10 protein-coding genes are annotated in these 12,587 nt (G+C 45.7%); 7 read left to right on the top strand and 3 right to left on the bottom strand.

The window, feature by feature from the left end; translation table 11 throughout:
* The first annotated feature begins 50 nt into the window (after positions 1-50).
* The 7 genes from zwf to AC1DPK_RS21540 all read left to right on the top strand — a co-directional run bounded on the left by zwf (position 51) and on the right by AC1DPK_RS21540 (position 8,887).
* Positions 51-1,607, top strand: a complete 1,557-nt coding sequence (gene zwf / locus AC1DPK_RS21570; RefSeq protein ID WP_477511588.1) for a glucose-6-phosphate dehydrogenase — start codon at positions 51-53, stop codon at positions 1,605-1,607.
* A 39-nt stretch (positions 1,608-1,646) separates the two neighbouring features.
* A complete protein-coding gene (locus AC1DPK_RS21565; RefSeq protein WP_441879385.1) occupies positions 1,647-3,233 on the top strand; it encodes a peptide chain release factor 3 in 1,587 nt (528 codons plus the stop codon).
* Between the two features lie 159 nt (positions 3,234-3,392).
* Positions 3,393-4,460, top strand: a complete 1,068-nt coding sequence (locus AC1DPK_RS21560; protein WP_441879383.1) for an undecaprenyldiphospho-muramoylpentapeptide beta-N-acetylglucosaminyltransferase — start codon at positions 3,393-3,395, stop codon at positions 4,458-4,460.
* 194 nt (positions 4,461-4,654) lie between these two features.
* Entirely contained in the window at positions 4,655-5,689 is a 1,035-nt protein-coding gene (locus AC1DPK_RS21555; protein ID WP_441879381.1) for a LacI family DNA-binding transcriptional regulator, read from the top strand.
* Positions 5,690-5,793: 104 nt separating this feature from the next.
* Positions 5,794-6,957 carry a Gfo/Idh/MocA family protein gene (locus AC1DPK_RS21550; protein WP_477511587.1) on the top strand — a complete coding sequence of 388 codons (1,164 nt, stop codon included), beginning with the start codon at positions 5,794-5,796 and terminating at the stop codon, positions 6,955-6,957.
* Between the two features lie 59 nt (positions 6,958-7,016).
* Positions 7,017-7,739 carry a ThuA domain-containing protein gene (locus tag AC1DPK_RS21545; protein ID WP_477511586.1) on the top strand — a complete coding sequence of 241 codons (723 nt, stop codon included), beginning with the start codon at positions 7,017-7,019 and terminating at the stop codon, positions 7,737-7,739.
* A 47-nt stretch (positions 7,740-7,786) separates the two neighbouring features.
* A complete protein-coding gene (locus AC1DPK_RS21540; RefSeq protein WP_179089922.1) occupies positions 7,787-8,887 on the top strand; it encodes a Gfo/Idh/MocA family protein in 1,101 nt (366 codons plus the stop codon).
* Positions 8,888-9,385: 498 nt separating this feature from the next.
* Here the strand turns inward: AC1DPK_RS21540 and AC1DPK_RS21535 are convergent, their stop codons facing one another.
* The 3 genes from AC1DPK_RS21535 to AC1DPK_RS21525 form a co-directional block, all read right to left on the bottom strand.
* Positions 9,386-10,252, bottom strand: coding sequence for a glycine betaine ABC transporter substrate-binding protein (locus AC1DPK_RS21535; RefSeq protein ID WP_305953912.1), 867 nt, complete (start codon positions 10,250-10,252; stop codon positions 9,386-9,388).
* Positions 10,253-10,396: 144 nt separating this feature from the next.
* Positions 10,397-11,233, bottom strand: a complete 837-nt coding sequence (locus AC1DPK_RS21530; protein WP_076270998.1) for an ABC transporter permease — start codon at positions 11,231-11,233, stop codon at positions 10,397-10,399.
* Positions 11,220-12,428, bottom strand: coding sequence for a quaternary amine ABC transporter ATP-binding protein (locus tag AC1DPK_RS21525; RefSeq protein ID WP_441879374.1), 1,209 nt, complete (start codon positions 12,426-12,428; stop codon positions 11,220-11,222). Before AC1DPK_RS21525 ends, AC1DPK_RS21530 begins: the two co-directional genes overlap by 14 nt.
* Positions 12,429-12,587 lie beyond the last annotated feature (159 nt).

Raw genomic sequence — 12,587 nt, 5'->3', positions numbered from 1 at the left:
TACATATCATGTAAAGTTGTATAAAAATACATAGGGAAAGAATGAGGCAAATGACATATAATAATAATCTTGAATCCGTCTCTGCAGAAGGTGCTGTATATTACCTCTTCGGAGCAACGGGCGATTTGGCTCGGCGCAAGCTGTTTCCAGCCCTTTTCAGTTTATATAAAGAAGGCAAGCTCACGGAAAACTTTGCCGTCGTTGGTCTAGCAAGACGTCCTCGTACGAATGAACAATTTCGTGCTGACCTTTATGAATCTATTGTAGAGTTTTGTCGTTACAAAGCGGACGATGCTGAACTTTGGAATCGTTTTGCAGAACATTTCGTATATATGTCACTCGATATTAACGATGTAGAAGGCTTCCGCGAGCTTAGCAAATTGTCTGAGCAGCTTGACGTGAAGTTCRACATTCCCGGCAACCGTCTTTTTTACTTGGCCCTTGCGCCTTCACTTTTCGGTCCGGTATCATTCAATTTGCGCGACGGCGGATTGCTTGAATCAAACGGTTGGCATCGCGTCGTAATCGAGAAGCCATTTGGCTACGATCTTCCATCGGCTCAGAAGCTGAATGAACAGATTAACCAAGTGTTTAAGGAAGAAGAAATATACCGTATCGATCACTATCTAGGCAAGGAAATGGTTCAAAACATTCAAGTTATTCGTTTTGCTAATGCTTTTTTTGAGCCTTTGTGGAATAATAACCATATTGCCAATGTTCAAATTACATTATCCGAAACGGTTGGCGTTGAGGATCGCGGAGGCTATTACGACAAATCGGGAGCTTTGCGCGACATGGGTCAGAACCATATGCTGCAAATGCTTACGATGATTGCTATGGAGCCGCCAAGCCGCTTGCACGGAGAAGATATTCGTGATGAGAAGGTAAAGGTGCTTCGTTCACTGCGTAATTATACGTCCAGTGATGAGGTTCGCTCGCACGTCGTACGCGGTCAATACAGCGAAGGCAGCCATCATGGCAAAGAGCTTATGGGCTACCGCCAAGAGGATTCTGTTGGCGAGGACTCCACGACTGAAACTTATTTTGCTGCCAAAGTATTAGTGGACAACTTCCGCTGGGCTGGCGTGCCTTTCTATATTAGAACGGGCAAACGTCTACCTGTAAAAACAACGGAGGTCGTCATCGAGTTCAAATCGATGCCGCAAAATGTTCTATTTGCGCAGCGTCATGATTTGGCGCCGAATTTGCTCGTTATTCGCGTAAACCCGCTTGAGGGCATATATATTAAAGTAAACGCAAAGACACCTGGTCAAAACAATTCGGTACAGCCAGTCGCCATGGAGTTCTGCCAAAGCTGCCAAATCGGCTTAAATACGCCTGAAGCGTACGAACGCCTCATTCATGATGCGGCACGCGGCGACTCCACTTACTTCACTCGCTGGGATGAAGTTTCCCAAGCATGGGCGTTTGTGGATCGAATTGCACAAGCATGGCGTGAAGATAAAAGCGATTTGAAGCTGTATCCAGCGGGATCATGGGGTCCAGAAGCTGCGGATGAAATGCTAAAAGAAGATGGTTTCCATTGGTGGCCGGTTAACGGACAAGAGGAAGATAACGTCATTTGGGTTTCGAACAGCGGGAAATAATCGCTGCCGCATACCTTACGTAATGAAGGGAAGACAAGCATGAGCCAATCGTTAAGTGAAGAAATTAAACAGGAAGTAGATAAGCGCCGCACATTCGCGATTATCTCTCACCCGGATGCAGGAAAAACGACCCTCACTGAGAAGCTCCTCCTATTCGGAGGAGCCATTCGGCTTGCAGGGTCAGTTAAGGCGCGCAAAGCGAGCCGTCATGCAACATCCGACTGGATGGAAATTGAGAAACAACGCGGTATCTCGGTAACGTCCAGCGTAATGCAGTTCGATTATTTGGGACATCGCGTTAACATTCTTGATACGCCTGGTCACCAAGATTTCAGTGAGGACACATATCGTACGCTTACCGCAGCCGACAGCGCCGTCATGCTTATTGACGTTGCCAAAGGTGTCGAGGCACAAACGATCAAGCTGTTCCAGGTTTGCCGCAAACGCGGCATTCCGATTTTCACTTTTATTAACAAGCTGGACCGTGAAGGGCAAAGTCCATTTGAATTAATGGAGGAGCTTGAGCGTGTCTTAGGCATTCGCGCTGTTCCAATGAACTGGCCAATCGGCATGGGACGTGAGCTTTGCGGTGTTTATGACCGAATGAAAACACAGGTCGAGCTTTTCCAAGGAAATGACCACTCGACAATCGAGGTTCGTCCCGTTAGCGATTATAATGATCCTGTTATTCGTGAGATGGCTGGAGATTATTTAACAGATCAGCTTATTGGTGATCTTGAGCTGCTGGATGTCGCTGGTGATCAATTTGATTTTGAGAAAGTGCAAGCGGGTGAATTGACGCCTCTTTTCTTCGGAAGCGCGGTTAATAACTTTGGCGTGCAAACTTTTCTAGAAAACTTCCTTCAACTAGCTCCTAAGCCGACGTCGCGCAACAGCACGACAGGTCAGATTGAACCGACGAATGAGAAATTTACGGGATATGTTTTCAAAATTCAAGCGAATATGAACCCGGCCCATCGTGACCGAATTGCTTTCCTTCGGATTTGCTCCGGCAAATTCGAGCGCGGAATGAGCGTTCGTCATGTGCGTAATGGCAAGGACATTAAGCTTGCGCAGCCTCAGCAGTTTCTAGCGCAAGACCGTGATATCGTGGATACGGCGTATCCGGGCGATATTATCGGTTTGTTTGATCCAGGCATTTTCCGAATCGGCGATTCATTATCACAAGGCGGCGAAGTTGTGTTCGATGAGCTTCCAACGTTCTCGCCTGAAATTTTTGCTAAAGTAACCGTTAAAAATGCGTTGAAGCACAAGCAGTACCAAAAAGGCATTGATCAGCTCACGGAGGAAGGCACGATTCAAGTGTTCCACTCCACAGGCAACTTCGACGAGACGATTCTCGGCGTTGTTGGTCATTTGCAATTTGAGGTATTTGAGCATCGAATGAAAGCGGAGTACGGCGTAGATATTCAATTGCACCGGATGCAGTTCCAATTTGCCCGCTGGATCGTTGATGATAATATTGACCCTAGCAAATTCCGAATCAATACGACGCTCGTAAAGGACAAGAAGGGCAACTTTGTCGTCTTGTTCGAGAACGAATATGCGATGCGTACGGCAGTAGACAAGAATCCAACGTCTAAGTTTCTGGAAACTGCGCCTTAAGGGTAGGGATATAGGCACGTTTAAAGCATCCTCGGCCAATCGCGCAGCAGCGCTTGCGGCTGGGGATGCTTTTTATATCCATCTCCTTGAATTTCAGTGCTAAAACGAATCTTTACCCGTATAATAAATGGATAAAAAACGATAGGTGGCTAGTCATTCATGAAAACAATCATGTTCACCGGGGGAGGCTCAGCCGGACACGTTACCGTTAATATGGCCTTGATCCCGCATTTTTTGGAAGAGGGCTGGTCAGTCCAATATATCGGATCGGAGAGCGGTATTGAAAGGCAGCTTATCGCAACGATTCCAGAGGTTAAGTATTTTCCGATATCGACGGGAAAGCTGAGAAGGTACATGGATATTCAGAACATTAAGGACCCGTTCAAGGTAGTAAAAGGCCTTTATCAAGCTTATCGCCTCATTAAGCAAAATAAACCGAATGTCATCTTCTCCAAAGGCGGATTTGTATCCGTACCTGTCGTTATTGGCGCATGGCTAAACAAGGTGCCGCTGCTTATTCATGAATCCGATCTGACGCCAGGTCTCGCGAATCGGTTATCGATCCCTTTTGCTACAGGGGTATGTACGACTTTTCCTGAGACGGGCAGCATGCTGAAGGCTGATAAAAGCAGGCATGTAGGAGCAGTTATACGTGAGGAAGTGAAGCAGGGCAACGCGGATAGAGGCAGAACCTTTTGCGGATTTACCAAAAACAAACCTGTCATCTTGATTATGGGTGGAAGCTTGGGTGCACGCAAAATTAATCAGGCGGTCAGACAGTCATTAACAAGCCTTACCAAAAGCTTTCAAATCGTTCATCTCTGCGGTAAAAATCAAGTTGACCCGTCGCTTGCTATGCCTGGCTATAAGCAATTCGAATTTGTGAATGAGCAATTGCCGGATGTATTGGCGATGACGGACCTTGTGATTTCACGAGCAGGCTCTAATTCCATATTTGAGTTTTTATCCTTAAAGAAGCCGATGCTGCTTATTCCTCTAACACGGGAACAGAGCCGAGGAGATCAAATTTTGAATGCCCAGTCGTTTGAGAAATCGGGTTATGCCGACGTATTGTATGAAGAGAAGCTGACGGCAAGCACTCTTGTTGAGAGTGTCGAGCGTTTGTACCAAAACCGTAAATCCTATATTGATAGGATGAACATGAGTGAGGAAGCAAATGCGCTGTCCGCTGTTTTTGAATGGATTAATGAAATAGCGAAGAAGTAGGTAACTGCAAGAGACAACGAGAAAAAACGATCTGGGACGCCGATGCAAGCGTTCTGGATCGTTTTTTTGTAATGAGGGCAACGATAGAAAAATATGCAAAAAGTTTATTGACGCTAAAACGTTTTCATGCAATAATGTACGCGTGTACATTAAAATGAAATGACAACTTAGCATATTAGTTTTTCAGGAGGAAAATGATTATTAGCAGGAAAGAAGTTGCGAAACTAGCTGGTGTTTCAGAGGCGACTGTTTCGAGAGTGATGAACAGCGTCGGCCCTATCAAAGAGGAAACGCGTGAACGTGTATTACAAGCCGCGGCTGAGCTTGGATACGTACCGAATGCGCTTGCTCAGCAATTTGCTCGAAGGAAGAGCGGGAATATTGGCGTCATATTGCCATTCGTGCCAAAGGTTCATTTGTTTTCCACTTACTATTTTTCGGAAATATTAAGTGGAATTGGTGAAACAGCGAAGCGCTGCGGCTATGACCTGCTTCTTATTTTTAGAGAACCGGATGGGGCGAGAGATTACGCTAAGCTATTTCGCACGCATAAGATTGATGCTTGCATCGTTTTAGGCTCACAAAATGTGCCTGAAGAAAGAGCCGCCCTTGCTGAGCTGAAGGCTGAAAACTTTCCTTTCTGCCTTGTGAATCAGCGGTTTGATGCGGAGCATTATCGTACTGTCGATGCTGATCATGTTTCAGGCAGCAAGGCAGCCGTATCGCATTTGTTGAGTCAGGGCAGCCGCAGTATTGCTTTTGTTAACGGCCCGCTGCAATATTCCAATAGTGCCGATAGGCAGGAAGGCTACAAAGCGGCTCTAATGGAAGCGGGACTTGCTTATGAGCCTAGTCTAATCTATCACGGTAATTACAGCCGAAAGAGCGGAGCGGAGCTCGCGGAGCAATTGGCGGAACAAATTAAAGAAGGCAATATCGATGCGGTATTTGCGGCTAATGATCGAATGGCAATCGGCCTGATGCAGCGCTTGCGGGAACTGGGAGTTGAAGCTGGCGAGCATTATGCGCTAGTTGGATATGATGACTCAGACGGCTCGCGCATCATTAGTCCAAGGCTTTCAACCGTTGCTGTTCCTTTCTATGAAATGGGTAAGCTTGCAGCTGCTAGATTGCTGGACCCGGATCAGAAAACGGAAACGTCAGATTCACAAACAGATGTTTTACCGGTCAGCCTGATCACAAGAGAAACGTCAAGACTCAAACGTTAAATCCTGAATACGAGTTTTTCTGCTCCATTCTATTTCAATTGCGGGACGCGATCTTATCGCTAGAGGCAGCATAAGGCGTTTACGCTTAAGAGAGGCGGATTATTATGGATAAAGTAAAAGTTGGCATGGTTGGTTATAAGTTTATGGGGAAGGCACATAGCAACGCATACCGCGCGCTTCCGATGTTTTTCCCGAATGCGATTAAACCGGAGATGACGGCCATTTGCGGACGTGATTCAGAAGGTGTTGAGCAAGCACGGTCACAATTCGGCTGGGAAAGTGCTGAAACGGATTGGAATGCGCTCGTTAACCGCGAGGATATCGACTTAATCGATATTAATGCACCAAGTGATGCACATAAGGCTATCGCTCTAGCAGCAGCGGCAGCTGGCAAACATATCTTTTGTGAGAAGCCGCTGGCGCTTACGCTTGAAGACTCCCGTGAAATGCTTGATGCTGCAGAAAAAGCAGGCGTGAAGCATATGGTAGGTTTTAACTATCGATTTGCACCTGCTGTACAGCTTGCCAAAAAATTGGTGTCAGATGGCAGGCTCGGTGAAATCTATCATTTCCGCGCTGTGTTTTTGCAAGATTGGATTATCGATCCGAGCTTCCCGCTCGTATGGCGTCTTCAGAAGGAAATTGCAGGCTCCGGCTCACATGGTGATTTAGGAGCACATTTGATAGATATGGCGCGTTTTCTCGTTGGAGAATTCAATGAGGTTATCGGCATGAGCGAAACTTTCGTTAAAGAGCGTCCGATTGCTTCAGCTATGACAGGCCTTAGCGCAAAGGGAAGCGAGGGTGGACCGCTCGGAGAAGTAACAGTGGATGATGCAACCATGTTTATGACACGCTTTGCTAACGGCGCGCTGGGCAGCTTTGAGGCGACTCGCTTCGCAGCCGGCCATCGCTGTACGAACGCTTTTGAAATTAACGGCAGTAAAGGAAGCATCAAGTTTGATTTTGAGCGGATGAATGAGCTTCAAGTTTATTTCACCGATGATGCCGAGGATGTTCAAGGCTTCCGCCGCGTACTTGCAACCGATCCATCGCATGCGTATATGGACGCTTGGTGGCCAGCTGGACATACCATTGGATACGAGCACACGTTTACACATGAAATGCATGAGCTGATGCAAGCTTTTGCTGAAGATCGTCAGCCCGTTCCGAACTTTGTAGATGGCGTGAAATGCCAAGAGGTTCTGGAGGCGGTAGATCGTTCGATTGCAGAACGCCGCTGGGTAGCAATTAGCGAATTATCGTAAGCCATATAGGGTATTAGTTAGGAGATTACTTAGCGCTTGGAGAGAGGCAGGAGAAGGTAATGAAAAAAGCACTAATCGTATGGGGCGGCTGGGATGGACATCAGCCGAAAGAGGTAGCTGAAATTTTTCGTGAGGTGCTTGCAGCTGAGGACTTCGAGGTAGAGGTATCCGATACATTGGAAGCATTTGCAGATGCAGAAAAACTGTTGGGACTTGATCTCATCGTACCCGTATGGACGATGGCACGGATCGAGCAGAAGCTTGTCGATAATGTATCTGCAGCTGTTCAAAGCGGCGTAGGTTTGGCAGGATGCCATGGCGGAATGTGCGATGCGTTCCGTGAAAATGTAGACTGGCAGTTTATGACCGGCGGACAATGGGTAGCTCACCCAGGCAATGACGGTGTTGAATACACGGTTAATATTAATAATTCATCCAGTCAGCTGACAGAAGGAATTGAAGATTTTGTTGTCAGCTCTGAGCAATATTATTTGYATGTGGATCCGGCAGTTGAAGTGCTGGCGACAACACGTTTTCCGCTGACACCGGGACCGCATTCCCTCAACAAGGCAGTCGATATGCCGGTTGTATGGACGAAGCGCTGGGGTGTTGGACGCGTATATTACAACTCGCTTGGTCATCAAGCTAATATTATCGAGATTGAAGCGGTGAAAGAGCTTATGAGACGCGGCTTCTTGTGGTGTGCGGAAGGTAAAGCAAATGCGCTGGCAGCAGGCAAAACAGCTTCTGCTTATAGCGGTATGGCAGATAATCAGTTGTAAATCGCAATTATAATAATCTTAGGATATGAGAAGAGGGACAAGAGATTATGGAAAAGATCAAAGCAGGCATTATAGGAACAGGCAATATTAGCGGCATCTATTTTGAAAACGGCAATCGTTTTGATGCCTTGCAGGTTGTAGCTTGCGCAGATTTAGATGTGGAGAGAGCCAAAGCAAAAGGCGAGCAGTTTGGCGTTCGCGGTTGTTCGGTTGAGGAGCTGCTTGCTGATCCGGAAGTTCAAATGATAATCAATTTGACGATCCCACAAGCGCATGCTTCGGTGTGCTTGCAAGCTCTTGAAGCAGGCAAACATGTTTATGTTGAGAAGCCATTTGCAGTTACTCGTGAAGAGGCGCAGCAGGTACTTGAGCTTGCTGAGAAAAAAGGTCTTTATGTTGGAAGCGCGCCGGATACATTCCTTGGCGGCGGCATCCAAACGAGCATTAAGCTGCTTGAGGACGGATGGATCGGTACGCCGATTGGCGCGACTGCATTCATGGTGTGCGGCGGGCATGAATCATGGCATCCGGCTCCTGAATTTTATTATCAAAAGGGCGGCGGCCCGATGTTTGATATGGGGCCATACTATTTAACCGCGCTTGTAGCGCTTCTTGGACCGATCACTCGTGTAACGGGTTCGGCACGTATCTCTTTCCCAGAGAGAACGATTACAAGCAAACCGAAATACGGCCAACAGGTAGAGGTTGAAGTACCAACTCATATCGCTGGAGTAATGGACTTTGCGTCTGGTCCAATCGGAACATTGCTCACAAGCTTTGATGTGAAAGGCGGCTCAACGCTTCCGCGAATCGAAATATACGGCAGCGCGGGCACACTTCTTGTCCCAGATCCAAATGGGTTTGGCGGACAAATTAAAATTTGGCGTGCGGGCTCAAATGAATGGTCAGATATTCCGCTTGCATACGGATACACAGAGAACGCTCGTGGTGTCGGTGCAGCAGATATGGCCAAAGCGATTCAAACCGGTCGTAAGCATCGCGCTAATGGCGAGCTTGCTTATCATGTACTCGAAGCTATGCATGGCTTCCATGACGCGTCGGAACAAGGCGTGCATTATGTTATGAAAAGCACTTGTGAGCGCCCAGCGCCATTGCCGCTTGGTTTGCAGCCATTCTGCTTGGATTAAGAAAGGCTGAAGAGCATTAACGGCTAGAATGTAAAGTCATTTTAAAAAAGAGCTGTCCCAAAAGTAGATGTATCTACGATTGGAACAGCTCTTGCTTTTTTGATGAAACATAGGCCGGACGATGTTCTCACTTTAACAATCTTATAGCTAACGAACCCAGCAGGTCTTATTCAAACCATTCGTAATAGATTTAAATTGTAATGAACTACAGAATCGTTATTTCGAGAAAAATAGCTCGGAACACCATGTATATCATGATATAACGTTTATCAGGTTCGTTAAAATGAAAGAAGAGTCGTTTTCTGCATAATAAGTATGATACAGTTCGCTAGAGAAATGATTAAGTTATTATGCAATGTCGGCGAGACCAATAATTGAATCCGCCGGGAATAGCCTTTGGTGTACTATTTTTTCATGCTCTCCAACATTTTGTCCAAAGTGAGCTATTGATCCATCGATCTGAATATTTTTGAGACAGCTTCTTTCGAATGTTGGCTATTATTTTATCCAAGCGGCAACCTTGTCAGGATTTTGCTCAACCCAAGCTTTAGCAGCTGCTTCTGGCGTTTCGCCTTCTTGGATTTTGATCATAACGGAAGCCATATCATCTGGCGTCCAATTAAACTGATCGAGGAATGCATAAGCTTCAGGAAGATCATCCTTTAGGCCTTGACGGGCGATTGTATGAATCTGTTCATCTCCGCCATATACATTTTTAGGATCTGCCAAATATTTCAGCTCCATCTTGGCGAACATCCAGTGCGGTGTCCAGCCTGTCACAACAATCGGCTCTTTGTTAGCATAAGCCTTCTCAAGCTGCTGAGTCATCGCTGCGGAGGAACTTTCAAGCAGCTTCCATTTATCTCGCAGATTATATTGATCTAATACTTTTTCTGTCGACATCATAAGACCAGCACCCGGCTCAATACCGATAATCGTATGATCTACTTCTGCGCCAACGGCATCGTTAAGCTCGTCAATGCTGTTAACATCCATATATTTAGGGACGACTAGACCAATTTTTGTTCCTTCAAGATTTGGTCCTAGATCATCAAATTTACCGTTATATTTTTCGATGTACGATGCATGTGTTGTAGGAAGCCATGCAGCTACCATCGCATCTGCACTGCCGTCAGAAATACCAGCCCACATAGGCCCCGCATCAACTTGCATCATATCAACTTTGTAATTAAGCTTCTGCTCAAGTACTTCCTTCACAACATACGTGCTTGCTATCTCAGAATCCCAAGCCACATAAGCAAGCGTTACTTTTTTCTTTGCGCCTTCATTGTTCGAAGAGCATCCAGCGACTAAAGCCATGGTCATAACAGCAGCAACAATTACACTCATTTTATTAAATTTCAAAAAATCACTCCTTAAAGTTTGCGCAGCAAACTAACATCGAAAGCATACGCTTAAATTTTGCGCAGCAAAATACTTCGTAAGCATGCGCTCAAATTTAACGCAGCAAACTAGCATTGAGCATGCGCTTAACGTTTATAAATTAGTTTAAGTGGTTTTGCTTTTACGAATAATTTGTTGGGTCAGTCGGTCTAAAATAATGGCTAATATAACAATGGCAAGACCAGCTTCAAACCCAACGCCGGTATTTCCTTGCGTCACTGCACGATATACATAAGCTCCTACACCTTGAGCACCAATCATGGATGCAATGACAACCATCGATAGTGACAACATAATGGTCTGGTTAATGCCGGCCATAATGGTTGGCATGGCAATAGGAAGCTGCAGCTTGAATAATTTTTGCGTTGGCGTAGAGCCGAAGGCATCTGCTGCTTCTACTAATTCGGCAGGGACTTGGCGAATGCCAAGATTCGTTAATCGTATCGTTGGCGGGATTGCAAAAATAATCGAAGAGATCACGCCAGGAACAACACCCAAGGAGAAGAACGTTACAGCTGGGAGCAAATAAACGAAGGCTGGCATCGTCTGCATAAGATCAAGCAATGGTGTAATGATTTTTTGGAAATTGGTGTAGCGAGCACACAAAATTCCAATAGGAACGCCAATCAGCACGGATATGAAAGCTGCAGTCAAAACGAGGGCTAGTGTCTGCATTGTTTGGCTCCATAAGCCGAGGTTTTCTATGATTAGCAATCCGATAAGTGTGAATATTCCCATTTTCCACTTGCCGATAAGCCAAGCCAAAATAGTGAATATCAAAATAAGCACTAGCGCTGGAAACCAATTGAGAGCGACATCCAAGCCATTTACAGTTTCGCCGACAACTGTGCGTATTAATTTGAAAAAAGGGTCGAAATGAGCTTCAAACCAAGCTTCCAGCCATTCGATCCAGTCAGCTAATGGGATTTTAGGTAGATTCAATACGTTCACCAGCCTCTAATACGGAATTTCCAGCTAATGCGGCTAGAACCGCGCCCTTGATGACGATGCCTTTAAGGCGCCCGTTTGCATCAATAATGGAAATGGGGAATTTCGAATTACTCATTAATTCAAACAACTCATTAAGCAGCGTATCCGGCTGTGCGAATGGTGCTTCTCGCTCCATTGCATCTTCAAGCTTTTGGCCGTTTTTAATTGCATTCGCTGCTTCTTCTGCCGTTATAACGCCAAGCAGGCGCATACCTTTGTCGACAACGTAAAGGCTCGATACTCCGCGGTCACGCATAAATTGCAAAGCAACACGCGGACCTTTCTCGATGGTTATCGTTTCAGGTTTAATCATGACATGTGATGCTGTAAATACTTTGGATAAATCAACGTCCTCGACGAAACGCTCAACATATTTGTTCGCTGGCTGCATCAATATTTCTTCAGGTGATCCAATTTGGACGATGCTTCCGTCCTTCATCAAAGCGATTTGATCACCGATCCGCAGTGCTTCGTTTAAGTCATGGGTAATGAAAACAATTGTTTTCTTCATTTTGGATTGAAGCTCAAGCAGCTCATCCTGCATATCCTTCCGAATTAAAGGATCGAGTGCGCCAAATGCTTCATCCATAAGCAGAACATCCGGATCGTTAGCAAGTCCTCTTGCGAGTCCAACGCGCTGCTGCATACCGCCGCTTAATTGGTCAGGATAGCTGTCTGCCCATCCTTTCAATCCAACAAGCTCTAGCGAATGCATCGCCATTTCTCTGCGTTTTTTCTTATCGATGCCCTGTACCTCTAGTCCATATTCAATGTTTTGAATAACGGTGCGATGCGGAAACAGTGCGAACTTCTGAAATACCATACCTACATTTTTTCTTCTAAATTGCCGCAGCTGCTCTGGTGACATCTTAAGTACATCTGTCCCGTTAAACAGGACTTGACCTAAAGTAGGTTCAATTAATCGATTGAGAAGACGTACAAGTGTCGACTTACCGCTACCCGACAAGCCCATAATAACAAATATTTGTCCCTCTTCAATCGAGAAATTGGCTTGGTTCACCCCAACCGTAAGTTTTGTTTCTGCAAAAATTTTCTCTTTAGACCATCCTTTATCCAGCAGCGGGATCGCCTTTTTCGGATCTGTTCCGAAAATTTTGGTCAGCCTCTTGGCTTCTATAATCGCCATGTTGTGCCCCCTTTGGAATATTTCGACTCCCATAAGTTTAGTTGGTTATGTTTGTTATGGTCAAAAGGCGTGAGACTCTGTATACTACGTACAGTTATAACTTTACGAACTTTACATACTGTATACTCTGGATAACTCCCTTTTTCGTATCAAACGTGT

Source organism: Paenibacillus sp. 01T424 (assembly GCF_056398745.1).
Note: the sequence above shows the minus strand (reverse complement) of the source record. Positions and strands in the feature narration are given on the sequence as shown.

Coding starts and splice junctions, on each gene's coding strand:
- AC1DPK_RS21555 (WP_441879381.1), top strand. CDS start 4,655: ATGATTATTAGCAGGAAAGAAGTTGCGAAACTAGCTGGTGTTTCAGAG.
- AC1DPK_RS21560 (WP_441879383.1), top strand. CDS start 3,393: ATGAAAACAATCATGTTCACCGGGGGAGGCTCAGCCGGACACGTTACC.
- AC1DPK_RS21550 (WP_477511587.1), top strand. CDS start 5,794: ATGGATAAAGTAAAAGTTGGCATGGTTGGTTATAAGTTTATGGGGAAG.
- AC1DPK_RS21525 (WP_441879374.1), bottom strand. CDS start 12,428: ATGGCGATTATAGAAGCCAAGAGGCTGACCAAAATTTTCGGAACAGAT.
- AC1DPK_RS21540 (WP_179089922.1), top strand. CDS start 7,787: ATGGAAAAGATCAAAGCAGGCATTATAGGAACAGGCAATATTAGCGGC.
- AC1DPK_RS21565 (WP_441879385.1), top strand. CDS start 1,647: ATGAGCCAATCGTTAAGTGAAGAAATTAAACAGGAAGTAGATAAGCGC.